20 protein-coding genes are annotated in these 24,193 nt (G+C 71.9%); 8 read left to right on the top strand and 12 right to left on the bottom strand.

All coding sequences use genetic code 11. The features are described from left to right. Nucleotides 1-57: 57 nt before the first annotated feature. Entirely contained in the window at nucleotides 58-954 is an 897-nt protein-coding gene (locus AB0F15_RS23190; RefSeq protein ID WP_360273764.1) for an NADP-dependent oxidoreductase, read from the top strand. On the opposite strand, the gene AB0F15_RS23185 is transcribed toward AB0F15_RS23190, so the two are convergent. From AB0F15_RS23185 to AB0F15_RS23175, 3 genes are read right to left on the bottom strand one after another with little or no spacing between them, the layout of a single operon-like run. Further along, nucleotides 951-1,625, bottom strand: a complete 675-nt coding sequence (locus AB0F15_RS23185) for an ATP-binding cassette domain-containing protein (RefSeq protein ID WP_360273761.1) — start codon at nucleotides 1,623-1,625, stop codon at nucleotides 951-953. The two genes, AB0F15_RS23190 and AB0F15_RS23185, sit on opposite strands and share 4 nt — an antisense overlap. Beyond that, complete coding sequence (locus tag AB0F15_RS23180; protein ID WP_360273758.1) at nucleotides 1,622-2,314, bottom strand: ATP-binding cassette domain-containing protein; 693 nt, start codon at nucleotides 2,312-2,314, stop codon at nucleotides 1,622-1,624. The genes AB0F15_RS23185 and AB0F15_RS23180 overlap by 4 nt, the downstream gene beginning before the upstream one ends. Then, the gene (locus AB0F15_RS23175; RefSeq protein WP_360273755.1) at nucleotides 2,307-4,889 is read right to left on the bottom strand and encodes an ABC transporter permease; all 2,583 of its coding nucleotides are present in this window, start codon (nucleotides 4,887-4,889) and stop codon (nucleotides 2,307-2,309) included. The genes AB0F15_RS23180 and AB0F15_RS23175 overlap by 8 nt, the downstream gene beginning before the upstream one ends. A 262-nt stretch (nucleotides 4,890-5,151) precedes the next feature. On the opposite strand from AB0F15_RS23175, the gene AB0F15_RS23170 reads away from it, so the two are divergent. Continuing rightward, entirely contained in the window at nucleotides 5,152-5,685 is a 534-nt protein-coding gene (locus AB0F15_RS23170; protein ID WP_360273752.1) for a carboxymuconolactone decarboxylase family protein, read from the top strand. Here AB0F15_RS23170 and AB0F15_RS23165 read toward each other — a convergent pair whose 3' ends face one another. The 5 genes from AB0F15_RS23165 to AB0F15_RS23145 all read right to left on the bottom strand — a co-directional run bounded on the left by AB0F15_RS23165 (nucleotide 5,686) and on the right by AB0F15_RS23145 (nucleotide 10,374). Beyond that, nucleotides 5,686-6,603, bottom strand: a complete 918-nt coding sequence (locus AB0F15_RS23165; protein ID WP_360273749.1) for a zinc-binding dehydrogenase — start codon at nucleotides 6,601-6,603, stop codon at nucleotides 5,686-5,688. 48 nt (nucleotides 6,604-6,651) lie between these two features. After that, complete coding sequence (locus AB0F15_RS23160) at nucleotides 6,652-7,512, bottom strand: dioxygenase (RefSeq protein WP_360273746.1); 861 nt, start codon at nucleotides 7,510-7,512, stop codon at nucleotides 6,652-6,654. An 11-nt stretch (nucleotides 7,513-7,523) separates the two neighbouring features. Beyond that, on the bottom strand, nucleotides 7,524-8,318 hold the full coding sequence (locus tag AB0F15_RS23155) for a citryl-CoA lyase (RefSeq protein ID WP_360273743.1): 795 nt from the start codon (nucleotides 8,316-8,318) through the stop codon (nucleotides 7,524-7,526). After that, a complete protein-coding gene (locus tag AB0F15_RS23150) occupies nucleotides 8,311-9,468 on the bottom strand; it encodes a CaiB/BaiF CoA-transferase family protein (RefSeq protein WP_360273740.1) in 1,158 nt (385 codons plus the stop codon). The genes AB0F15_RS23155 and AB0F15_RS23150 overlap by 8 nt, the downstream gene beginning before the upstream one ends. A 96-nt stretch (nucleotides 9,469-9,564) precedes the next feature. Continuing rightward, nucleotides 9,565-10,374 (bottom strand): IclR family transcriptional regulator C-terminal domain-containing protein, encoded by an 810-nt coding sequence (locus AB0F15_RS23145; protein ID WP_360273737.1) that lies wholly within the window; start codon nucleotides 10,372-10,374, stop codon nucleotides 9,565-9,567. A 133-nt stretch (nucleotides 10,375-10,507) separates the two neighbouring features. Between AB0F15_RS23145 and AB0F15_RS23140 the strand changes: the two genes are divergently transcribed. Together AB0F15_RS23140 and AB0F15_RS23135 are read left to right on the top strand one after the other, a co-directional pair. Continuing rightward, complete coding sequence (locus tag AB0F15_RS23140) at nucleotides 10,508-11,941, top strand: amidohydrolase family protein (protein ID WP_360273734.1); 1,434 nt, start codon at nucleotides 10,508-10,510, stop codon at nucleotides 11,939-11,941. 14 nt (nucleotides 11,942-11,955) lie between these two features. Further along, the gene (locus tag AB0F15_RS23135; RefSeq protein WP_360273732.1) at nucleotides 11,956-12,459 is read left to right on the top strand and encodes a hypothetical protein; all 504 of its coding nucleotides are present in this window, start codon (nucleotides 11,956-11,958) and stop codon (nucleotides 12,457-12,459) included. 60 nt (nucleotides 12,460-12,519) lie between these two features. Here the strand turns inward: AB0F15_RS23135 and AB0F15_RS23130 are convergent, their stop codons facing one another. Then, nucleotides 12,520-13,362: a hypothetical protein gene (locus tag AB0F15_RS23130; protein WP_360273729.1), complete on the bottom strand. Its 843-nt coding sequence runs from the start codon at nucleotides 13,360-13,362 to the stop codon at nucleotides 12,520-12,522. A gap of 596 nt (nucleotides 13,363-13,958) precedes the next feature. Here AB0F15_RS23130 and AB0F15_RS23125 point away from each other — a divergent pair. Continuing rightward, on the top strand, nucleotides 13,959-15,455 hold the full coding sequence (locus AB0F15_RS23125; RefSeq protein WP_360273727.1) for a right-handed parallel beta-helix repeat-containing protein: 1,497 nt from the start codon (nucleotides 13,959-13,961) through the stop codon (nucleotides 15,453-15,455). A 19-nt stretch (nucleotides 15,456-15,474) separates the two neighbouring features. Here AB0F15_RS23125 and AB0F15_RS23120 read toward each other — a convergent pair whose 3' ends face one another. Together AB0F15_RS23120 and AB0F15_RS23115 are read right to left on the bottom strand one after the other, a co-directional pair. Continuing rightward, a complete protein-coding gene (locus AB0F15_RS23120) occupies nucleotides 15,475-16,326 on the bottom strand; it encodes a hypothetical protein (RefSeq protein ID WP_360273725.1) in 852 nt (283 codons plus the stop codon). 80 nt (nucleotides 16,327-16,406) lie between these two features. Further along, the gene (locus AB0F15_RS23115; protein ID WP_360273723.1) at nucleotides 16,407-16,964 is read right to left on the bottom strand and encodes a hypothetical protein; all 558 of its coding nucleotides are present in this window, start codon (nucleotides 16,962-16,964) and stop codon (nucleotides 16,407-16,409) included. 240 nt (nucleotides 16,965-17,204) lie between these two features. Between AB0F15_RS23115 and AB0F15_RS23110 the strand changes: the two genes are divergently transcribed. From AB0F15_RS23110 to AB0F15_RS23100, 3 genes are all read left to right on the top strand, one after another. After that, complete coding sequence (locus AB0F15_RS23110) at nucleotides 17,205-17,864, top strand: DUF4255 domain-containing protein (protein ID WP_360273720.1); 660 nt, start codon at nucleotides 17,205-17,207, stop codon at nucleotides 17,862-17,864. Then, nucleotides 17,861-19,846, top strand: a complete 1,986-nt coding sequence (locus AB0F15_RS23105) for an ATP-binding protein (protein WP_360273718.1) — start codon at nucleotides 17,861-17,863, stop codon at nucleotides 19,844-19,846. The genes AB0F15_RS23110 and AB0F15_RS23105 overlap by 4 nt, the downstream gene beginning before the upstream one ends. Nucleotides 19,847-19,949: 103 nt before the next feature. Continuing rightward, on the top strand, nucleotides 19,950-20,696 hold the full coding sequence (locus tag AB0F15_RS23100) for a DUF4157 domain-containing protein (protein WP_360273715.1): 747 nt from the start codon (nucleotides 19,950-19,952) through the stop codon (nucleotides 20,694-20,696). A gap of 24 nt (nucleotides 20,697-20,720) precedes the next feature. Here AB0F15_RS23100 and AB0F15_RS23095 read toward each other — a convergent pair whose 3' ends face one another. Then, entirely contained in the window at nucleotides 20,721-24,080 is a 3,360-nt protein-coding gene (locus AB0F15_RS23095) for a hypothetical protein (RefSeq protein WP_360273713.1), read from the bottom strand. Nucleotides 24,081-24,193: the final 113 nt, after the last annotated feature.

Raw genomic sequence — 24,193 nt, 5'->3', positions numbered from 1 at the left:
CGTCGCCGGTGTTCGCTCCTACCGTAGGCGCGGACGTTCCCCAGATGAGGAGTGCCCGTGTTCGCAGCCCGGTTCGAGCGGTTCGGCCCGCCTGAAGTCCTGTCCCTCGGCTCGCTGCCGGAGCCGCACGCCGGCCCGGGTGAGGTCCGGATCCGGGTGCGGGCGGCCGGGGTCTCGCCGGTCGACCTGGCGATCCGCGCCGGCCGGTCGCGCTCGCCGATCGTGCTGCCGCACATTCCCGGCGTCGACGCGGCGGGCGTGGTCGACGAGGCGAACGCCGACGGCGTCGCGGTGGGCGACGAGGTCTTCGGCGCGGTCGACGTCACCCGGCTCGGCGGGGCGAGCGCCGAGTTCGCGGTTCTCGCGTTCTGGACGCGGAAGCCGCCGTCGATGCCGTGGGAGCAGGCGGGTGGCGCCGCGTCCGGCGTCGAGACGGCGACCCGCGCGCTCGACCTGCTCGACGTCCGCGAAGGCTCGACGCTGCTGGTCGACGGCGCGTCCGGCGGGGTCGGCAGCCTCGCCGTGCTCCTGGCGCTGGCTCGCGGCGCCCGGGTGATCGGCACGGCCGCACCGGACAACCAGGACTTCCTCGCGGAGCTGGGCGCGCTCCCCGTCCCGTACGGCCCCGGCCTGCGCGACCGCGTCCGGGGTCCGGTCGACGCGGCGCTCGACGTCGCGGGCCGGGGTTCGCTGCCGGACCTGATCGAGCTGACGGGGACGACGGCGAAGGTGGTCACGCTGGCCGACTTCAGCGGCCCGGAGCACGGCGTCCGCCTGTCCGTCGGCGCGTTGGGCGGTCAGCCGGACGGGCGCCACGGCCTCCCGCACGCCGCCGCGCTCTTCGGGGAAGGCCGGTTCCACGTGCCGCTTCAGGCCGTCTACCCGCTGGCGGAGGCCGCCGCGGCGCACGCCGTCACCGGGCCGCGGCGGGGCAAGATCGTGCTGCGGCTCTAATCGAGCAGTGCGGTGAGGACGCCGTCGAGCAGGCGGACGCGGCGGTCGGCGATGCGGTGGACCTCCTCGTCGTGGGTGGCGACGATGACCGCGGCGCCCTCTTGGGCGCACCGGCGCAGCAGCCGCAGCACCCGCGGTGTGGACGCGGCGTCCAGGTGCGCGGTCGGCTCGTCGGTGAGCAGGACCCGGGGGCGCCCGGCGACCGCGCGGGCCAGCGCCACCCGCTGCTGCTGCCCGAACGACACCTCCAGGGGGTAGCGGTCGCCGAGTTCGCCGATGCCGAGCTCGTCCAGCAGCTCGGTGACCCGGCCGGTGATCGCCGCGGGGGACGGGCGCGGGACGTCCGAGCGCAGCCGGAGCGGCAGGGCGACGTTTTCGGCGATCGTCAGCTCGTTGGCGAGCCCGAGGGCCTGCGGCAGCACCGCGCAGGTGTGCCACGGCGGGGCGCCGGTGATCGGGACGCCGTCGAGCAGCACACAGCCGGAGTCGGGGGAGTCGAACCCGCACAGCAGCGCCAGCAGCGCGCTCTTGCCGGACCCGGACCGGCCCGACACCGTCACCAGCTCGCCGGCGCCGACGCGCAGCTCCAGCCCGCGCAGCACCTCGATGTCCCCGCTGGGGTGGGTGAAACTGCGGCGCAGGCCGACGGCCTCCACGAGGGACTCGGTCATGGCAGGGGCTCCCGTTCTTCGATGCCTTCGAGCGCGCCCTTGTGCAGCCGGGCCACCCGCGCGCCGAGCTCGATGAGGCGTTCGTCGTGCGAAGCGACCAGGACCGCGAAGTCCTGGTCCACCAGGTACCGCAGGGTGTCCAGCACCAGGTCGGCCGACGCCTCGTCCAGCTGCGACGTCGGTTCGTCGGCGAGGATCACCGTCGAGCGCGCGGCGAGCACGCACCCGAAGGCCAGCCGCTGCTGCTGGCCGCCCGACAGCGCGGTGATCTTCCACCCGCCGGTGCCGTGCAGGCCCAGCTGCCCGAGGATGTCCTCGGCGTTGCACTCGGTCCCGGCCGCCTCGGCGGCGGCGTGCAGGTTCTCGGCCACGCTCAAGTAGCCCAGCAGGTTGTCGGCCGGGTTCTGGAACACCAGCCCCAGGTGGTGGCGCCGCAGCGCCCGCCGCTCCCGGTGCCTGAGGGCGCCGACGTCGGCGCCCTGGAAGGTCAGCGTGCCGCGTGCGGGCTGCTCGAACAGCCCCAGCACCCGCAGCAGCGTCGACTTCCCCGAGCCGGACGGCCCGGCGAGCACGGTCATCCCGCGCGCGGGCACGTCGATGCTGACGTCGTCGACGCCGGTGACGAGCCCGGCGGGGGTCTGGTAGTCGACGCCGATGCCGCGCAGCTGGAAGATCGGTTTTTCAGGCACGGATCAGCTCCGCGGTCCGGGCGGTGCGCACCGAGCGCACCGCGATCCAGCCGGCCAGCGCGACGACCGCCACGCCGATCACGACGACGGTCAGCACGAACGGCAGCGGATCCGGCAGCTCCGACCGGGGCGCGAGGAACGTCGCCGGGTCGAACCGGGGCACCGACAGGCCCGCCACCGAGACCCCGCAGACGACCCCGACGACGATCGCCAGCCCGCTCAGCGCCCCCAGCTCCATCAGGTGGCTCGCCAGCAGCGTCCGCGGCCGCATGCCCATCCGCAGCACCAGCGCACCGGCCAGGGCGTTCTGCTTCCGCCGGACCTCGACCGCGACCAGCAGCGCCAGGATCGCCACCACCCCGAGCACCGCGCCGAGCAGCGCCACGAACGAGAACGTCCACGACACCACGAAGAACGGCAGACCGTCCAAAGCGGACTCACGGCTGATCCGGTTCGGGATGAACACCCCCGCCGCGCGCAGTGCGGTGGTCGCCTCCGCCATCGGTGCCGTCGTCAGCACGCTCCACTTCGGGATGCCGTTCAGCTGCGCGTGGTCGAGCACGGTGCGCGAGATGACGTAGCCGGGGGACGTGCCGATCATCGGGAACACCGGCAGGTCGCCGGCGACGACCGCGTCGGGCAGCCCGTCCGGCAGCTTTCCGTCCTGCTTCGCCCGGTGCCCGATCCGGATCACCGGCGTGCCGTGCGGGTCCCGCTGCGAGATCTTCCGCAGCAGCCCGTCGAGGTCGCCGGCCGGGACGCGGTCCACCGCGGCGCCGCGGGCGAACGTGGCGGGGTCGACCACCAGGACCACGCTGCCGGTCCCGGTCAGCTCGCCGACCACCGTGCTGGTCCCCGCCAGCGACGCGGGCATCGCGACGGTCCCCACGCCGATCGGGCTGTCGGTGTCGAGGCGGGCGTTGCTGCCGACGAAGATGGCCGATTTGGTGTCCAGCGCCGCCTCCTGGCCGTCGGCGATGCCGATGCCGGTGGCCAGCGTCCCGATCGCGAGGGTGCCGATGACGAGCACGCCGGTCACCGGGGCGCGGGCGCCGGCCAGCCGCCGGATCGCCAGCTGCAGCGCCGGGCGCGACCAGAACCGGGCCCGGTGGGAGGCGTGCAGCGCCAGCCACGCCAGCCGCGCGGTCAGCAGGCCCACGGTCAGCACGACGAACACCGGGTAGGTCAGCGCCAGCGGATCCACCTGCGGCAGGGGATTGCCCAGCCGTGACGTCGTGCCGTAGCGCGCCAGGCGGGTCCACCCCAGCCACGCCATGCCCGCCGTCGCGAGCTCCCACGGGAAGTACGCCGGCAGCCGCATCCGGTGGCCCGCGCGGCGCACCCGGCCCAGCTCGAACTCCCGGTGCACCCGCACGGCGACGATCAGGGCCAGCAGCACCAGCGACACCACCAGCGTCGCGGCCGCGACCCCGGCGGCGCGCAGCTCGGCGGCCGGATCGGGCGCCCCCGGTGGGCCGTACACGCCGAGCAGCAGCCTCGCCACGCCCGCACCGGCGGCGCCGCCGAGCACGATCGGCAGGCCCAGCTCGGCGACGGCGAGGCCGCCCAGCGCCGCGGGGCCGCTGCCGCGGGCGGAGAGCAGCCGCAGCTGGGCGTGCCGCCGCTGGTACCACTGCAGGGCGACCGTGCCGAGGCCGGCGCAGCCGACCAGGACGCTGATCAGCGCGAGCGGCAGGATCGAGACGAACACGTTGTCCTGTGCCTGGCGGGAAATCTGCACGGAGCGCTCGAAGGTCGGGACGTCGGCGGCGACCAGGGAACCGAGACCCTGGGCGGTCAGGTCGGCGCGGACGTCGGCGACGAGATCGCGCGAACGCTGCAGGAGGTCCTCCGCCGCACTCAGCGTCGTGGGCGCCGGCTCGTAGAACGAGACGTGGAAGTACTGCACCGTCGGCAGGCCCAGCGCCTTGATCGAGTCGTCGAACGTCTCGCGGTCGGTCGCGAAGACGATGGAGTCGATCGGGTCGTCGACCAGCCGGTCGACGACGGCGCCGGACTGCTGCGAGCACCACCACCGCGGCGGCGGATCCAGCAGGTCGCCGTAGATGCCGGTGACCGGCGGCAGCGCGATGCCCTGGATGCTCGGCTTCGTCCCGACGCCGATGTGCTCGGCGTCGGCCACCACGTTGCCCAGCCACAGCCCCGGCGCGCGCGTGCCCTGCTGCAGCGCCAGGTGGTCCAGGCCGATCCGGTCGCGGAAGCCGAGGCGGACCTTGTAGTGCGGATCGCCGTTGAACTCGGTGCCGGGGAGCACGTTGGTGAACTCGCCGACGACGGGCGCGCCGAACCCGTTGGCGGCGGCGTGCCGCTCGATCGCGCCGGTCACCGCGGGGATGTCCCGCACCGGGATGTTGCCCTTGCCGAACATCGGGCCGTAGCTGTCCGGGCAGGTGATCCCCGTCTGGTAGGTCACGGCCGCGCCGCCGGCCGCCGAGGCCTGCAGGACCGCGGCCGTCCCGAGGAAGCACGCCAGCAGCGAGGTCACCGCCGCCACGACCAGCGTCAGCGGGCTGGAGAGCGCGGCCTTCGGGGCGGCCCGCCACGGCTTGGTCACTCTGCGTCGTCCATCTGTCCCCCTCATCACCCGCATGGACGCGCACGCTACCGGCCGCCCCCCAGGGTGGGGCCGTTTTTGGCACGATCGTTGCTCACCCCGTGTATTCGCACCGAGTGTTCTTCCCCGGGCGGTCACGGCCGCCATCCCACCCTCGGGCTACGGCTTTCGGCGGCGGTCCGGTTGGGCAACACGGAGGTTGGCCGGGCCGCGGCGGGCCGAAAGACTCGAGGGAAGATCTTTCGCCCCGCCAGGAGGACCGATGCCGCACATCCCGCTCGACCCGCAGCTGCCCGGGATCCGGTCGCTGATGGCCTTCCGGCCGGAGACCGCGGTGCCGCTGAACGCACTGGCGCAGACCCTGCTGCGCGGACCGAGCAGCTTGACCGTCGGCGAGCGGGAACTGATCGCAGCGGTGGTGTCGAACGGCAACGAATGCCGCTTCTGCCACGGCAGCCACGCCGCCGCGGCGGCGGAAACCCTCGACGGTGGCCGTGCGGTGGTCGACGCGGCGTGCGCCGGGGTCGACGACGCGCCGGTGCCGGAGAAACTCAAGGCGCTGCTGCGGATCGCGCTCGCGACGCGGGAGACCGGCCGGGCCGTCACCCCGGAGCTGGTCGCCGCGGCCCGCGCCGAGGGCGCCACCGACGTCGAACTGCACGACACGGTGCTGATCGCCGCGGCGTTCTGCATGTACAACCGCTACGTCGACGGCCTCGCGACCGTGGCCCCGGACGACCCGGCCGCCTACGAGCTGATGGGGAAGGTACTCGCCGCGGAGGGATACGGCCGCTGATCAGGGCACGAGCACGACCCGGCCCCGCCGCGTCCAGGCCTCACCGGCGTCGCGCAGCGGGACGCGCTCGTGCTCGACGGTGAGGGCACCGGCCACCGCGTGCCCCACCACCGTCAGCACCGCTTCCCGGCGCTCGTCGGCGGTGAGTTCGTTGTTCGTGTAGCCGTGGATGTGCAGCGACCGGCTGCGCAGGAGGGCCGAGGGGACCGGGCAGACTTCCCCGGCGGCGCTGCCGAGGTTGACCAGCCGGCCGCCCGGACGCAGGGTGCGCAACGCCGCCGCGGCCGGGATCCCGCACAGCGGGTCCAGCACGAGATCGATCGGCCCGGCGGCCGCAGCCAGCCGCCGGGCCAGCCGCTCGACGTCATCACCGTCTTCGAGCCGGACGGTGCTGTCCGCGCCCAGCCGCCGGGCCCGTTCCAGGGCGGTGTCCGACCGCGCGCACGCGACGACCCGCCCGGCCCCGGCCACCCGCGCCAGCTGGAGCGCCGACTGCCCGACCACCCCACCGGCGCCGAGCACCAGCACGGTCTCGCCCGCGGCCAGCTCTCCCGGGCCCGTCAAGCACCGCCACGCCGCGACCGCCGACAGCCCGAGCGCCGCGACGAGCGCGTGGTCGGCCTCGTCCGGCAGGACGACCAGATCGTCGGCCGCGACCACGGCCGACTCGGCCATGCTGCCGTCCCCGGGGCGCATGCCCGCCGCCGTGGCGAACCAGACCGGGGTGCCCGCCGGTTGCGCCGGTGTCGGCTGGGTCAGCACCCCCACGCCCTGGGCCCCCGGCACGTACGGCGTGGCCGGGACGCCGAAGTAGGACGTGCCGGACGCGCAGAGCAGGTCGAGCGGGGTGATCGGCGCTGCCGTCACCCGCACGGTGACGTGGCCGGGTCCCGGCTCGGGCTCCCCGCGGTCGGTCACCACCGGGGGCTGCCCGGGCGTCCGGATCTCAGCCGCGCGCACCGGCGGTCACACCGGCTGCAGGACGAAGTCGTACCGCGCCTCGAGCCACGGCTGGTCCGAGACGCCGCCGTCCGGCGTCGGTCCGGGATCGCGCGGCTCGAACGCGACGACCAGCTCCTGCTTGGTGCCGAAGACGACGTCGCTGTCGAGGTACTGCGCGCCCTCCTGGAACAGGTGCGTGATCAGCGGCTCGAACCCGGCGGCGTTGATCAGGAAGTGCACGTGGGCAGGCCGGAAGTGACTGATGTCGGTGCCGCCGATGAGTTCGCCGACCGGGCCGTCCATCGGGATCGAGTACCCCTTCGGTGCGATCGTGCGCACGCAGTAGGTCCCGTCGGCGCGGGTGGTGTACTTCGCGCGCAGCCGGGCCTCGTCGACGTCCGCGATCTGCGACTCGTACGCGCCTTCCTCGTCGGCCTGCCACACGTCGAGGACCGCGCCGACGACGGGGAAGCCGTCCAGGCCGCGGACCGCGCCCGTGATGTAGAGCGGTGTCCCGGGTAGGCCGTCGGACATGTCGCCGCCGAACTCCTTCTCCGGCGAACCCTCGATGTGGAAGGGGCCGAGCACGGTGGCCGGGGTGGCCCGCGCGTCGAAGTCGTGGTTCATCTGCACCACCAGCATGCTCAGGCCGAGCACGTCGGAGGCGAGGATGAACTCCTCCCGCTTCTCGTCGCTGATCTGCCCGGTCTCGGTGAGCCACCGCATCGCGGCCATCCACTCGGTTTCGCTCAACCGGACTTCCCGGGCGAAGGCGTGCAGGTGGCGCACGAGCGCGGCCATCAGCTCCGCGGTCCGCGGGTCGTGCGCGCTCGCCCAGCGCCGCGCGGCGAGTTCGGTGATGTTGTCCTCGGTGACCAGCTGCATCGGCGTTCCTCTCACGCGTGCGGATCCGGCGGGACCGACCGGTTGTTCAGGTCGACCGACAGGAAGATGTCGTTGGCGACGGGGTGCCGCAGTTCCTCGGCGAGCTGGCCGATGAGCCCGGCCGTGCGGGCGAGCAGCGCGAACCCGCGCAGCAGCTCCAGCGGCAGCCCGAGGTCGGCGAGCGCGGCGCCGCAGACGCCGGCGCCGTTGAGCGGCAGCGTCTTGCCCAGCACCCGCGGGTGCACCCGGCCGATCGCGGCGAACAGCTCCAGGTGCGGGCCGCGCAGGCCTTCCTCGCCGGCGATCTCGAACAGCCGCCGCGTGCGCGGGTCGCCGTCCTTGTGCACGTGGTGCCCGAGCCCGGGGACGAACTTCCGTTCCGCGCGGCGCTTTTCGACGGTTTCGAGCGCGAGCGCGTCCCACTCGCCGTCACCGGTGGGCAGGGTGTCCACTCCGGACAGGACGTCGTGCAGGAACCGGCCGCAGTCCTCGGTGACGCCGAGGAACCGCGACCCGCCGCCCAGCAGCCCGGCGGCCAGTGCACCCTGGACCGAGTCCGGCGCGGACAGGTAGGTCAGCCGCGTGACGATCGCCGTCGGGGTGAAGCCGTGGTCGGCCAGCGCGGCCAGCACCGCCTCGAAGACCCTGGTTTCCCCTCTGGCCGGACGACGCTGCGTCGCCAGCCAGAAGGCCAGCTCGCCGAACCCGACGGTGCCCATGACGTCCTCGGCGAGGTCCCGGCCGAGCAGGGTGATCTTGTCCTTTGTGGACGCACCGAGGGCGGTTTCGTAGCCGGGGTCAGGCATCGGCGGGCTCCGTCAGCCACGCCCGCAGCTCGGCGCCGTGTTCGTCCAGCTCCGGCGGCGGCAGCCGGTAGGCGGCCGGGGTCGCGGAAAACCGGATGGGGTGGCGGGTCGTGGGCACCGCGCGGTCGCCGTCGCCGACCTCCACGATCGGGTCGAGCCCGAAACGCTCGGCCATCGCGAACCCGCCGTCGATGGTGTTGATCGGTCCACACGGGACACCGGCGGCGGTCAGCGCGTCGAACCAGTCCACCGCGCCGCGCTTCGCCAGCCGCTCGACGAGGATCGGCCGGAGCTCTTCGCGGTGCTTCGTGCGGTCGGCGTTGCGGGCGAACCGCGGATCCTCCGGAACGTCGGGCAGCTCCAGCACCTCGCACAGCCGGCGGAACTGCCCGTCGTTGGCCGCGGCGACGATCAGGTCGGCGTCGGCCGTCGGCAGCGGCTCGTAGGGGAAGACACTGGGGTGGGCGTTGCCCATCCGGTACGGCACGACACCACCGGCGGCGTAGGCCGAGCTGTGGTTGACCAGCCCGGTCAGGGCCGAGGACAGCAGGTTGACCTCGACGTGCTGGCCCTGTCCGGTCGCGTCGCGGTGGCGGAGGGCGGCCAGGATGCCGATCACCGCGTGGTTGCCCGCCATGACGTCGAACACCGAGATCCCGGCCCGGTACGGCGGGCCCTCCGGATCACCGGTCAGGCTCATCAGGCCCGAAATCGCCTGCACCATGAGGTCGTAGCCGGGGACGTGCGCGCCGCCGCCGGCGCCGAACCCGCTGATCGAGGCGTAGACGCTGCCGGGGTTGGCCTGGGCGACCGTCGCGTAGTCCAGGCCGTACTTGGTCAGGCCGCCGGGCTTGAAGTTCTCGATCAGCACGTCCGCACGGGCCGCCAGCTCCCGGGCGACGGCGGCGTCGGCATCGTCGCGCAGGTCGAGCGCGATGGACCGCTTCCCGCGGTTGACGCCGAGGTAGTAGGTCGAGACGTCCCCGCGCACCGGCGGCATCCACGTGCGCGTCTCGTCGCCGTGCGGACCCTCGACCTTGACGACGTCGGCGCCCAGATCCGCGAGCAGCATCGTGGCGTACGGGCCGGCCAGCACCCGGGAGAAGTCCGCGACCAGCAGCCCGGACAGGGGGCCGGTGGATGGTTCCAAGCCAACTCCTCCACTCGTGTCCGTCTGACGGACCAGTGTCCGCAGTTTGCTCCCGAGGGCCGCCGCGGTCAAGGCAGGGTGGTCAGGGCAGGGTGGTCACGGACCGGCGGGGACGGTGACGTGCGGGACGGCGTCCAGTCGCGAGAAGTCGGCGCTGATCTCCCCGGCGGTCTGCAGCAGCAGCGGCAGGTGGTGGTCGAGCAGCCGTTCGACCGGCGTCTCGGCGGCGTGGCAGTTGACGTTGACGCCGGCGATCACCCGCCCGGACCCGTCGCGCAGGGGTGCCGCCACCGACCGGATGCCCAGGGCGAGCTGCTCGTCGGTGAGTGCCCAGCCGCGGGCGCGGACCTCGCGCAGGGCGGCGTCCCGCTCGGCGCGGTCCGGCTGCCAGCGCGGCACCAGCCCCGACCGGGTCGGCTCCGCCAGCACCGCCTCCAGCTCCTCCGGCGGCAGTGCCGCCAGCTGGACCTTGCCCAGTGACGTCGGCAGGGCGGGGAACCGGGTGCCGATCTGCACGCTCAGGCCCACGATCTTCGGCACCGCGACCCGGGCGACGTACACGATGTCCGAACCGTCGAGCTGGGCGATCGAACACGACTCGTTCGTGCGGGCGACCAGGCGTTCCAGGTGCGGCCGGGCGACGTCCCACAGGCCCATCGAGCGCACGTAGGCCACGCCGAGGTCGAGCACGCGCGGGGTCAGGGCGTAGCCGCGCCCGTCGGTGCGGACGTAGCCGAGCTCGTCGAGGGTGAGCAGGATCCGGCGGGCGGTCGGGCGGGCCAGGCCGGTGGCGGCGGCCACCTCGGCGAGCGTCATCTCCGGCCGGTGCGGCTCGAACGCGGTGATCACCTCGAGCCCGCGCGCCAGTGCTTCGATGAAATCGGGACCGGTTCCCTCGCGTGGCATGCGCCACCTCCCCTCTCCGCTGTCGTCCCCCGCAGCGTAGCGGCGGGGATTGACACCGGCGCGGCACTGGGCGAGGGTGACTTCGCCACTGATTGTCCGTACAGCGGACAAGTGTACGCAAACGGAGGCAGTGATGACGCAGTCCACCGACGGTCCGGTCGTCCTGCGCGGCGGCACGGTGCTGACCCTCGACGCCACCCGGCGCGTCCTCACCGGCGAAGACGTCCTCGTCGAAGGCGACCGGATCACCGCGATCGGGCCCGCGCTGGACGTCCCGCCCGGCACGACCGAGATCGACGCCACCGGCGGCATCGTCCTGCCGGGCCTGATCGACACCCACCGCCACCTGTGGCAGACCGCCATGCGCGGGTACGGCGCCGACTGGACGCTGACCCAGTACTTCGTCTGGTACTACCTCGAGTGGGGCAAGGTGTTCCGCCCCGAGGACATCTACGCCGGCAACGTGCTCGGCGCGCTGGAAGCCCTCGAAGCGGGCGTCACCACGACGGTCGACTGGTCGCACGGCCTGCAGACGACCCAGCACGCCGACGCCGCCGCGGACGCGCTGCAGGCGGTGCCCGGCCGGTTCGTGCTGGCCTACGGCAACATCCAGGACTCGCCGGCGACCTGGACCGGCACGCCGGAGTTCCGCGACTTCGTCTCCCGCCGCATCACCGGCGACGACCTGCTCGGCTTCCAGCTCGCCTTCGACGTCACCGGCGACCCGGCCTTCCCGGAAAAGGCCGCCTTCGAGGTGGCCCGCGAGCTCGGCGTGCCGGTGACCACGCACGCCGGCGTGTGGGGCGCGACCGGCGACGACAGCATCCGGCTGATGCACGACCACGGGTTCATGACGCCGGAGACGATCTACGTCCACGGCGCGTCGCTCTCGGCGGACTCCTACCACCGCATCGCCGCCACGGGCGGGTCGGTGTCGGTCTCGACGGAGAGCGAGCAGAGCGCCGGCCAGGGCTATCCGCCCACCTGGGCCCTGCGCAAGCACGGCATCCCGGTGTCGCTGTCGATGGACACCTCGGTGTGGTGGAGCGGCGACCTGTTCTCCGCGATGCGCGCCACCCTGGGCGCCGACCGGTCCCGCGAGCACCTGGAAGCGCACGCCAAGGGCGAGACGGTCACGCACGCGGCGCTGCGGGCCGAGCAGGTGGTGGAGTGGGCCACCCGTGGCGGCGCCGCGGCGCTGGGCCGCTCGGACCTGGGCAGCCTCGAGGTCGGCAAGAAGGCCGACGTGGTGCTGCTGAAGAACGACGCGTCCCCGGTGTCGTTCCCGCTGCTGAACCCCTACGGCCACGTGGCGTTCCAGGCCCAGCGCGGCGACGTCCACACGGTGCTGGTCAACGGCCGCGTCGTCAAGCGCGACGGCCGGCTGGTGGGCGTCGACCTGCCCGCGGTCCGGCGGCGCGTCGAGGAGACGGTCGAGCACCTGCGCGCGCAGCTGGGGGAGGAGGCGTGGCGGCAGGGGATGAACCCGGACGTCCCGGAGACCAAGATCCTCGACAACCCGTACACCTACACCGACTACCAGAGCGACACCACCCACGGCGGCTGAGCTACGGTGAGGCCGTGGCCCAGGTCTTCATCCAACCTGCCTACGGCACCGCGGACGCGCTCCGGTACGGCGCGGAATCCCTGGAGCGGACCGTCGCCTTCGGTGAGCTGGCCGACCTCCTCGACCCCGCGGACCTCGCCCGGCTGAACGCCCTGCACCCCGGCGGCCGGGCCCGGTTCTGGGGCGCCAAGGACAAGTACGACCGCCGGATGGACACCGTGACCACCGGCGACGTCGTGCTCTTCACCGGCCGCAAGCACGTCCAGGCCACCGCGGAGGTGGGGCACGGGTTCCGGAACCCCGGGTTCGCGCGCCGCCTGTGGCGCCCGGACCCGGGGAAATGCCTGTTCAGCAACGTCTACAGCCTGCGGCACTACCGCCGCGTCGAACTGCCGTACGAAGCGGTCTGGGCGTTGCCCGGCTTCAGTCCCGGTGACAACTTCATGGGCCTGCGGTTCCTCGACGAGGCGAAGTCGGCCGCGGTGCTGGGCTTGCTGTCCGCCGTTTCCGCGCACTGAGCGAGCCGGGTCCGCGGAGTGCGGACCCGGCTCGCTCAGCCTCGGCTGTGCCCGGGGACGTCAGCCCCGGTCGTAGTCGTGGTCGTCGTTCACGTCGTGGTCGACGACCCAGTGGTCGCCGTCCGTGGCGTCGGCCACCGAAGACACCGAGTGCGTCGCGGCACCGCCGACGCCGGCCGCGGTGTACCAGGCGTGGTAGCCGGCGTAGTCGGGCACGGCCAGCGCGTGCGCACCCTCCGACGATGCGCCGTACGGGCCGGCCGTCAGCTTCTCCGCCTCGTAGGCGGCGTGGTGCTCACCCGCGTGGCTCACGACGTGCGCCGACGACGCGCCGTCCACGCCTGCCGACTGCGACTCGGCGTGGTAGCCGACGTCATCGGCGTCGTCATCGGCGTCGTACACCGGGTGGACGTAACCGGCAGGCTCCTGGTCCACCGGGTCGGGGTGGCTCACGGCCTGGTGCCCGGTCACGGCGGGGGTGTCGTCGTCGTAGTCGCCGTGGTGGTAGTAGTCGCCGTGGTGGTGGTCCCCGTCGTAGTCGTCGCAGTCACCGTCGTCCGAGCCGTTGTGCACGGTGTGGTGCCAGGCGTGGTTCCAGCCGTCGTTGCCGGACTCACCGCTGTGCGTCACGTAGGCGCCGCCGATGCCGGCCACCGCGGTGTCCTGCTCTGACCAGTGGTGGCCCCAGCTGGTCCCGCCCTCGTGGGTGTCGGTCGTGCCCGCGCCACCGATGCCGGCCCAGCTGCCGGAGCTTTCCGCGCTCCAGGAGTCGTTGCTCCAGGAGTCGTTGCTCCAGGAGTCGTTCGGCCAGCCGAGCGGATGAGCGGTCGCCGGGCAGGCGATGACGAGGGAAAGCGGCAACGCGAAAGCGCCGGCGACAGCCAGTCGTCGCAATGTGGACATGATTGTTCGGGGTTCCCTTCCTGAGTGCGACGCCGGGTTTGATCGGGGGCCCGGACGTCGGGGCAGCTGTTCTGTCCGGTAGGTGACGCTACCGCCGATATAGGGCTTTGACCTGCGCAAATACCCGATCGGTGCGCGGGAACCGCCGAGTGGAGGACAGATCCGGAATGGAGTCGAAACAGCTTACTTCGCCGCTGCGACGGTGGCCGGAATGGATGGCGCGAAATCACTCGCTCAGGTAGTTCTCCGTTTAGCCGAAAAAGTTGGGGTCCGGCCGCCGGGCGGCCCGGCCGCCGTGCCCCGGTCGTCGGTGGCGCCCTCGGCCGGTCGGTCGACCGGAACGCGGCAGGCGGCGCACCCGGCGGCACGCCGCGGCGCGCGTCAGAGGGCGCATCGGCGCGGTTTTTCGGCCGGGCGTCCCCGTCCGGCCACGATAACAGGGCCGTCCAGATATTGTTCCCACGGTATTCACAGTCGTCGGTATTCACAGTCGTGGAGTAATCACTGTTTTTTTCGTTACCTGGTACACTCGAAAAGAGCCGGAATCGACTCGTTCGGACCAAGCCGTTTCGCGGTAAATTGCGTAGGTTCACGGCATGTCGCCGATGAGAACCATTCTGGCCGTCGTTCTGCTGGCCGCGTTCGTCGCACCGCCCGGTTCGGTGGGGGCCGCGGCCGCGGCCACCATCACGCCCGGGCCGGTGTGCGATCACCAGCCACTGGCCAACGCCACGGCGCCCGCGGGCGCCGTCACCGTCGACGCCGCGGTACCCGGCGACCTCTACCGCAAGTCGCAGGAGTCGCCGCCGGGCACGACGTTCTGGCTACCCCCCGGCGTCCACACGCTGGCACTGGACCCGTTCGGGCAGGTCATCCCCAAGGACGGCGACGTCTACCTCGGCGCCCCCGGTGCGGTGCTCGACGGGCAGGGCGTCAACCGGGCGGCCTTCACCCAGCAGGCGAAGAACGTCGTCATCCGCGGGCTCACGATCCAGAACTTCGTCGCCCCGCAGGACCAGGGCGTGGTGAACCACGATTCCGGCGAGCACTGGATCATCGAAAACACCACCGTGCAGAACAACAAAGGCGCGGGAATCATGGCCGGTGCCCGCCAGGAGGTGCGGCACAGCTGCCTGCGCAACAACGGGCAATACGGAATGAACGCGTACCGGTCGGACAGCACGATCACCGCGCTGATCATCGAAGGCAACGAAATATCGGGCAACAACACCGACGACTGGGAAACCCGCAGTCCCGGCTGCGGCTGCAGCGGCGGAATCAAGTTCTGGGTGGTCGACAAGGCCGACGTCCGCGGGAACTGGATCCACCACAACCACGGCGCCGGGCTCTGGGCCGACACCGACAACAACGACTTCCTCGTCGAGCACAACCTCATCGAGGACAACGACGCCGAGGCCATGTTCTACGAGATCAGCTACAACCTCGTGTTCCGCGACAACGTCCTGCGGCGCAACAGCCTGGTCGCCGGCAAGCGCCGCTCCGACCGCGGGGACAACTTCCCGGTGGCGAGCGTGTACCTGTCCGAATCGGGTGGCGAGCCGCGGGTACCTGCGCGGACCCACCTGATCGACATCTACGACAACACCTTCGAAGACAACTGGTCCGGCATCACCGCATGGGAGAACGCCGACCGGTTCTGCAACAGCCCGGCCAACACCTCGATCAACACCTGCACCAAGCTCGTCACCGACCGCACGCAGTGCTCGGCACCGGGCATCGCGTCCGGGCCGCTGTACGACGACTGCCGCTGGAAGACCCAGCTGGTCGAGGTGCACGACAACACGTTCCGCTTCGACCCGGCCCACATCGGCTGCACGAGCGGCCTCTGCGGCAAGATGGCGCTGCTGGCCAACTACGGGACGTACCCGTCGTGGTCCCCGTACAAGGGCACGCTCGTCCAGGACGCCATCACCCACGACCAGGGCAACTACTGGTTCAGCAACGACTACTACGGGCCCTGGAAGTTCGTCGCGGGCGACACCTCCCGGACGCTCACGGCCGAGCAGTGGCAGACGACCCCCTGGGACCAGGACGACTGCGCCTCCTTCGACGACGTGATGCCGCACTGCTGACCAGCCGGACGTCCCGTGCTCAGCACGGGACGTCCGGATCCGCCACGGGGGTGAACTCCAGCCGCAGGGAATCGGTGCGCGGCAGCACGAGGGCGGTCCCGTCGGCCTTGTGCCACTGCACGGGCAGGAGGAAGTACTGGCCACCGGACTGCAGGATCAGCTTCAGCCCGGTGTAGCGGTAGTGGTAGGCGGTGTCCGGGTTGCGGCACGGGGTTTCCCGGATGCCCGGCGCGGTCAGGTTCAGGCTTTTCGCGCTGTAGAGCACGGTCTCCGGCGGTGTGGCCAGCGCAGCCTCGATCTGGATGGCCCGGCCCACGCCGACCGACGCGGAATAGTCGGCCACGGCCCAGAAGAGCCCCACGCTGACCATGGCGAACGCCGCCAGCCATTCCGCGGTGGCGACCGCGGCCGGCAGCGGCCGTCCCGTCCTCGCCGCGAGGAGGCGCGAGGCGGACACGAGGAACAGGACGCCCAGGGAGAGGCCGGCACCCGGCACGGCGTACGACGCGGCGAACGCTTCCGGGCTCACGATGCCGACAGCCGCCACCGCGAGCCCGGCCAGCCCGCACCCGACGGCTGCCGGCGTGGCGACGCGGAGCAGCCGGCGCCACGCCGCCTCGGTGAGGCGTGCACGGAGGAAGCGGTACAGCCAGAGGAGCGCCAAGACGGCGGCCATCACGACGGCGATCGGGGCGAAGAGACCGTCCGCGCTGCGGACCAGGTAGTCCTGCGCGGTCAGGCCCATCGTGGAGAGGGGCACCCCGAAGTAGTCGAGGAGCCAGTTGGCGTGCTGCCTGCCGAAGAAGAACAGCAGCCCGGTGAGCAGCGTCGTCGGCGCGATCACCGAGCCGAGCAGCCGCAGCGCCCTCAAGGGGCTTTCGGGCTTCGCCTCCGCCGGAGAAGGCGTGCGCCGAAGAGGGCGGTGCCTGAGCCGCTTCACCATGGTCGCGGCTACCCGGTGGTCGGGGACGGTTCGGTGAAGTCGCCACAGGGGTCGGCGAGCACGACGGTGATCGTGTCGCCCCGGTAGATGGGCACCTGCTGGATGATCCGCTTGACCTTGCAGTCCAGGTCCGGGTCCGGCGGTCCTTCGACCGTGTCGGCGACCGTGACGCAGAGCGTGCCGCCGCATTCGTCGGCCAGCTCGGCCTTCGTCAACGGCCCCGTCTGAGCGTAGGAGCTGCCGACGATGTCGATGGGCGCCGTGCGCACGGGCGAGCCCTTCGCCGGCGGTTTCGCCGTCGTGGGCGTGCTCTTCGCCGGCGGCGGTGGCTTCCTGGTCGTCTTGGAGGTCGACCCGGCAGGCCGGGAAGCCGAGGTCGCCGGCCCGGCCGCCGAGGTCGGCCCCGTCGAGCCGGCGGGCGGCTCGGCGGAGGAGGCGGAGGAGGCGGAGGCCGTCGTCGCGGTGTCGGTGGCGAGCGAAGTCCGCGGCTCCGGTGGGCTCGGGCCCCCGCAGCCGGCCGCCAGCACACCCAAGACCAGCCCGATCGTGCCCGCAATCCATCGCATGGCGTCACCTCGTTCTCCTGAACCGGTAGTCGTCGCGACACCGGGCGCGGTTACAAGATCGGCGGGGCCGCGTCTTCGACCGGCACGCTGTCGGAACGCCCCTCCCCGGACAGCGCGAGCAGGGCCGGCGATTGCCCGTACGGGCAGCCGGGCGTACCCGAAGGTTTGCCGCTGCGCGGCTGGCCACTCCGGGCCGCCGCGATCATCGTGGAGGCACCGCCAGTGCGAGGAGGTCCGCCGGTGATCCACGAGGTCGACGAGGCGCTGCGGCGGCTGGTGAAGGACGAGGCGCTGCGCGGCAGTGAGGTCGACGTCGCCTTCGACGCGCCCACCAAGGACTGGGCGGCCCGGCGCAACGCTCCGACCGTGAACATCTACCTCTACGACGTGCGCGAGGACATGCGGCGCCGTTCGCGCGGGCTGCTCAACGAGTACGACCAGCGCGGGGAAGTCGCGGCGCGGCACCTGCCGCCCAAGCACGTCAAGCTGTCCTACCTGGTCACGGCGTGGACCCAGCGTCCGGAGGACGAACACCGCGTGCTGTCGGACCTGCTGCTCGGCCTGCTGCGCCACGAGGCCGTACCGGCCGAGGTGCTCACCGGGTCGCTGGCCGAGATGGGGCTGCCGGTGCCGATGACCGTCGCGCTGCCGCCACCCGAAGACCGCGCCTTCGCCGACGTGTGGACCGCGCTGGGGGGCGAACTCAAGCCGTCGCTGGACGTCGTCGTCTCCGCTCCGATCCACAGTGGACGGGTGTACCCGGCCGGGCCGCCCGCCAAGGAAGGCCTCAAGCTCGACACCGGCGACGGCGAGCTCATCGGGCACCACGTGTCCGCGGCCGGGGCCGTCGAAGGGCAGCGCCGGGTCGCCATGGCGCGCACCCACCGGAAGCCGCGGTGAGCCTGGAGTACCTGTTCGAGCGGCTCGCCCGCCTCGAACAGCGCATCCGTGACGCCGTCGACGGCCGTCGCGCGGCCGACCCGAACCCCGACGACCCCTTCCGCGGCCTGTACCTGTCCAACGAAGCGATCGACGCGCTGCTGGACGGCCACCGGGAGCCGTTCACCCCGTTCACCGACTCCGTCCCGGACGGCAGGCTGCGCCCGCTCGCCGAGCGCGCGGGACTCACCGGCGTCGACGTCGAACTGCTGCTGGTCGCGCTCGCACCCGATCTGGACAGCCGGTTCGAGCAGTTCTACGGCTACCTCAACGACGACGTGACGCGCCGCCGCGCGAGCGCCGGGCTGGCGCTGCGCCTGTGCGGGATCCCCGAGGCGTCGGCCGCCGGCCGCGCCCGGCTCGACGCCGACTCGCCGCTGATCACCTGCGGCCTGCTCACCGTGGGCGACGACGAACGGCCGTTCCTCTCCCGCACGCTGCGCGTCCCCGACCGGGTGGTGAACCACCTGCTCGGCGACGACCGGCTCGCCCCCGAGCTCGCCGGCTGCGCGCACCTGGGCACCGAACTGGTCGAAGTGCCCGGTCAGGACCGGCTCGCTCGCGCGATCCGCGGCCACGTCGGCCTGGTTTACCTGAAGGAACAGCCCGGTGGCGGCGCCGAAGAGCTCGGCGTCGGCGCCCTCGCCACGGCCGGGTTCCCGGCGCTCGTGGTGGACGCGGCGCGCTGGCAGGCCGAACCCGGCCACGCCGAGCTCACCGCGTCGCTGCGGCGGGAGGCGTTGCTGCGCGGCGCCGGGATCGTGCTGGGCCCGGTGGACGACCCGCGGCTGGAGGCGCTGGCGCACCCGGCGATCCCGCTGGTGGTGCACGGAACCGGGACCTGGGACCCGCGGTGGAACGCGGCTCCGCCGTTGCAGCTCGACGCGGTGCCGCTGTCCGTCGCGAGCCGCGCGGAGCTCTGGCGCAGCCGCCTCGACGGCAGGCTCGCCCCCGACGTCGACCCGGGCGAGGCGACCGCGCACTTCGTGCTGGGCCCGGGACAGATCGCCCGCGCGGCGAAGGCGGCGTGGGTGACGGCGCTGGCCGACGACGGGCTGGTCCGCACGGCCCACGTCCGGGCGGGCGCGCGGAGCCAGAACGCCGCGGGCCTGCAGCGGCTCGCGCGGCGGATCGAACCGGCCGTCGGCTGGCCCGACCTCGTGCTGCCCGCGGGTGTGCTGTCCCTTTTGGACGAACTGGCGGCGCGGGCGCGCTACCGCGACCAGGTGCTCGACGAGTGGCGGATGCGCCCGGGCGGCGGGCGCGGCCGCGGCGTGACCGGGCTCTTCGCGGGCGACTCGGGGACCGGCAAGACGATGTCCGCCGAGGTCATCGCCTCGTCGCTCGGGCTGGACCTCTACACCGTGAACCTGGCGACCGTGGTCGACAAGTACGTCGGCGAGACGGAGAAGAACCTGGAACGGATCTTCACCGAGGCCGCCGGCGTCAACGGCGTCCTGCTGTTCGACGAGGCGGACGCGATCTTCGGCAAGCGGTCCGAGGTCCGCGACGCCCACGACCGGTACGCCAACATCGAAAGTGCGTACCTGCTGCAGCGGATGGAGACGTTCGACGGGATCGCGGTGCTGGCGACCAACCTGCGGGCCAACCTCGACGAGGCCTTCACCCGCCGGCTCGACGTCATCGTCGACTTCCCGCTCCCGGACGTCGCACTCCGCCACCGGCTGTGGGACCGCTGCCTCGGCGCCCGGCTGCCGCGGGGCGCGGACCTCGATCTCGGGTTCCTCGCCGAGGCCTTCGAACTGGCGGGCGGGCACATCCGCTCGGCCGCGGTCACCGGTGCGTACCTGGCCGCCGAGGCGGGGCGCCCGGTGGCGATGAGCGACCTGGTCGGCGCGGTCGCTCGGGAGTACCGCAAGCTGGGCCGGCTCTGCCTGGACCGGGAGTTCGGGCCCTACCTGGCGATGGTGACCGACGGCTGAGCTGCCCGTTCGGGCAGTGTTCGCTGCCCGTCCGGCCGAACCCGCCGGTCTGGCGCGCGGCGCCGCGGCGCGGCAAGCTGGGACGGCGGCGGAGGGAGCGGCCATGCGCGGGCACAGTCACGACAACGATCTCGAACCGAACCTGCGACCCAAGGGCGACCGGCTCGAGCGGGACGACCACGACCTGCTGGGCCGCGCGGCGGCGGCCGGCCGCACGGACGTCCTGGGCCCGGCGGGCATGCTGGGCCTGCAGCGCGCGGTCGGCAACGCTGGGACCGCCTCGCTGGTGGAGGAGGACCGTTCCCCGGTCCACGACGTCGTCGGTTCCGGTGGCGGCGCGCCGCTGGACACGTCTACGCGCGCGGACATGGAGGGCCGCTTCGGCGCTGACTTCTCCGACGTCCGCGTCCACACCGACGGGGCAGCGCACGACTCGGCGAAGTCGGTGAGCGCGCAGGCCTACACGGTGGGATCGAACATCGTGTTCCAGCGCGACAAGTACGACCCGGCGTCCGAGGGCGGGAAGCACATGCTGGCGCACGAGCTGACGCATGTGGTCCAGCAGCGGAGCGGACCGGTGGACGGGACGGACACCGGTGGTGGGGTGAAGGTGTCGGATCCTTCGGACCGGTTCGAGCGCGAGGCTGTCGCGAACGCGGACCGGCTGATGTCGGCGCCTGCGCCGGCTGGGCCTGCGGTTCAACGGTGCGAGGACGGCGGACACGCTTCTCCGGACGATTCGGCGGCTGTTCAGCGGGAGGAAGCGCCTGAGGCCGAAGAAGGCGCGGAGGAGAAGATGGCGCAGACGTATGTGCAGCGGGAGGAAGAGGGCGAGGAAGAGGCTTCCTGATTCCGATGGTCGTCTCCCGGCCGGCTACGTTCCGTCCGGGCCCTTGAACCCTGGTTCGACGTTCCAGATCCCCGTGCCGCTTTCGGCTGCGCCGTTGGACTTGTTGCACGTTCCGCACATGCCGTAGAGATTGTCGAGCTTGTTGAAGAACGTGTTGCGGGTGGCTTGGTCCGACTTCCGGCCGATGGTGTTCCAGTGCTGGATCACGCTCGGACTTCTGTGGTCCAGGTTGATCGCGGTGTTTCCGATGCCTGCCACCAGGTGTGGCGAATTGTAGTCCTTCCCCGGGCAGATGTAGGACGAGCCCAGCTGGTAGACGGGATCGTTCTTCCACTTGGCGGCTTCCTTGAACTTGAGGCTCATCAGGCGACTGAGTTCGCCCGCGCGCTTCGCATTGGCGGCGCCGCTGAAGCCACCATAGAACGTCGGGCGGAACTTTCCGTTCGTTCGGTGCTCCGAACGGATTTCGCCACCCAGTACATAGGTGGACTCGATGAGGAGTTCAAGGTCGATTTCCTGACCGATCGCCTGAAGTGTCGACGCGATCAGCTGGCGCTGCTGCCAGATTTCGGCTTCTGCTTTCTGGATTTCTTCCTTCGCGCTCTTGTCGAAGGCGGCGCTCAGCTTGCCCTCGTGGCCGACGACCATGCCGCGCATGGTGGCGAGCTGCCCGACGATGGCGGGCTTGCTCTTCACGGTGCCATGGGCAAGTGCCCGGTCGATCTTGTCGATCAGTGGATCAGGATGACTTGCCATCATGAGGACCGGGCGGCCGCCTCGGCTGTCGAGGTAGATCGCGTGACTGTTGCCCTTCATGGTGACGGGTGTTTTCGCCCGTAGTTTCTTGAGGAACGCGTCCTTGAAACCCTTGACGCCTTCGGCAACCGCGGCGCCCCCGCGCTTGAGCTTGCTCCAGACCTTCTTCCCCGCCTTGACGATCGTCCCCACCACGGAGTCGATCACCTTGCCGACCGGCGCCTGGACCTTCTCCAGGATCGACTTGATCTTCTCCGAGATCCCGCCCAGTCCCAGCAGGCTCGCCAGGAACCCGAGCACCATCGGCAACGCCTTCGCCAGCGTCCGCTCGATCAGCCCGGCCACCGCCCCGGCTCCGCCGCGGGCGATGGACTCCACCGAGTCCAGCACCGAATCGACGAACTCCTTGATCTGCGCCGCCTTGTCGACGAAGAACATCACGATGTCGTAGATCGCCTTGCACGCCTTGATGAACGCCGCCGCCGGGTTGAGCATCGAGATGATCCAGGTGATGCCCGCCTTCACGATCTTCTCGATCACGAATTCCTTGATCTGGCCGAGCACCATCTCCTTGAGGTCGCCCAGCTTCTCGACCACCCAGCGCCACAGGCCCGGCACGCCCTCGGTGATCAGGATCTTGACCACCTCGAACGTCTGCTCCAGCTTCGCGAGCACCGGCTCGGGGATGAACCGGAGGATCCGCGCGCGGACGCTCGCCCAGGTCAGGCCCAGGAGGGACATGACCATCGTCAGGATGCCCTTCGCGTCCAGCGACTCCGGGATCTCGATGCCCGCACTGGCCAGGTTGCCCAGCAACCAGCCCTTCAGGCCGTCCTTGAGGTGCTGCACGATGTTGGCGCCGAAGTTCATGACGCCGGTCTTGACCGCGTTGACGAGGTTGCCGAGGAACTCGATCGGCTTCGCGATGATCAGCCCGACCGCGTTCGCGGCCCTCGACAGCACGCCGAGCAGCATGTCCTTGAGCTTGAGGATCGTCTCGATCGCGCCGCCGACGGCTTCCTTCGCCTTGTCCCACAGGCCCTTGTTCTCCGCCTGCAGCGCCTTGATCTCCTCGTCGACGGCGGTGCGGGCCGCGCTGTACTTCTGGGCCAGGTCCTCGACCAGCGACTCCTGCTTCTCGTCGACGGACTTCTCGAGGTCGTCGAACTGGCTGCCGAACTCCTTCGCCGCCTCGCCCGCGATCTTGCGCAACGCCGGCGACTGGGACGCCACCTTCTGCTGCACCCGTGTCCGCCCGTCGGCGATCAGCTGCTTCGCCTCACCCAGCTTCTGGCCGACGAAGTCCGCGATGTCGCCGATGACGCCCTGCATCTTGACCTCGTAGACCTTCTTGGCCTCGAGGAAGAGGTTGTTCGCTTCGGCGGGCAGGCTCGCGAACAGGTCGTAGGCCCAGCGGGCCGCGCCGGTGATCCCGTCGTAGCGCTCGTCCTTGTACCGCTTCATCCGGGCCTGGTGGTCGGCGGTGAACGCCGCCTTGGCCTGGGCCTCGCCGGCCTCGAACTTCTTCGCCACCTGGTCGTCGAGCGCGCCCAGCACACCCTCGACCTTCGTCTTCGTCTCGTCGAAGATCGCCTTGATCTCGCCGGTGATCCTCGCCCGGTCCTGTTCGTCCTTCGACTTCGTGGCCGATTTCCCCGCCTGGCCCCGCTGGGCCGACGACGAACGCGCCCCCGTCATGCCCGCCATCGCGGCCTGCCCGGACGCCTGGGCCGCGCCCGTCACGGCGGCCAGCTGCCCGGCTTCGGACTCGCGGACCGCGGCGGGCGCCGAAGCCGTGTGCTGCTCACCCTCCCGCTTCGCGGCCAGCGCGCCGGTGAAGTCCGGCTCGTTGGACTGGGCCAGCTGCTCCTCGGTGACCCCGGCCTCGGCCATCTTGCCCTGCGTCTCGCACTGGCCGGCGCGCAGATCGGTCTGTTCCGGCGGCGCCTTGTCCGGCGTCGCCTTGCGCGCGTCCGGCGGGGCCAGCGCGGGCGGGGCCGGGGCTTCCGGCAGCGGGGTGACCGGCTTTTCCACGGCCCGGCTGGGGTCCGGCGGCTCCTTCGTCCGGTCGGTGACGTCCTTGGCCGAAGCGTCCTTGCCGCTGGTGACCTTGCCCAGCACCTCGGTCTTGACCTGGTCGGCTTTGCCGGAGCCGGCGAACTTGTCGGCCTCGTCGAGGTTCTGCGGTGCTTGCTTGGCGATCGCGGCGTTCACCGCGGCGATGAAGGCCGCCTTGTCGAAACCAGCCGGTTTCGCCGCCGCCATCTTGTCCGCCTGCGCGGCCTTGGCCTGGGCGTCCTTGTCGTCGGCGGGGGCCACCGCGGCGTCCTGCGCCTTCTTGACCTCCGCGCCGGCGGGTGGGTGCGCTTTCGCCGCTCTCGCCTGGGCGCCGACGTCCTTCGTCAGCGACTGGAACTGCGGGTCGGCCGCGGGCGTCACGCCGGGCGGCGCGACCGGGGGAGCGGGACAACCCTGCCGCTGCAACGCGACCAGTCCCGACACCGCCGCATTGCCCGCCGAGGCCTGCAGCCGCAGCAGCGCGGGCGGGGACGTCCGGCGCGCGGGACGGGCCGGACGCGCGGGCTGCGCGGACGGCTCTCGTGGCGCCTGGTCCCGCCCCGTTGCCATGGGTTCAACTGTCGGCCGCGCCGGGCCGGTTGCCAACGACCGGAAGGGCGGGCACGGGTGCCCGAACGGGCAGTTGCCTTTAAGGGCAGAGATCGGTTCCCGCGGGCCTAGCC

Origin of the sequence: Amycolatopsis sp. NPDC026612, assembly GCF_040638285.1 — a bacterium.
Classification (GTDB): Bacteria; Actinomycetota; Actinomycetes; order Mycobacteriales; family Pseudonocardiaceae; genus Amycolatopsis.
The sequence above is the reverse complement of the archived record's forward strand: the minus strand, read 5'-3'. Positions and strand labels throughout refer to the sequence as shown.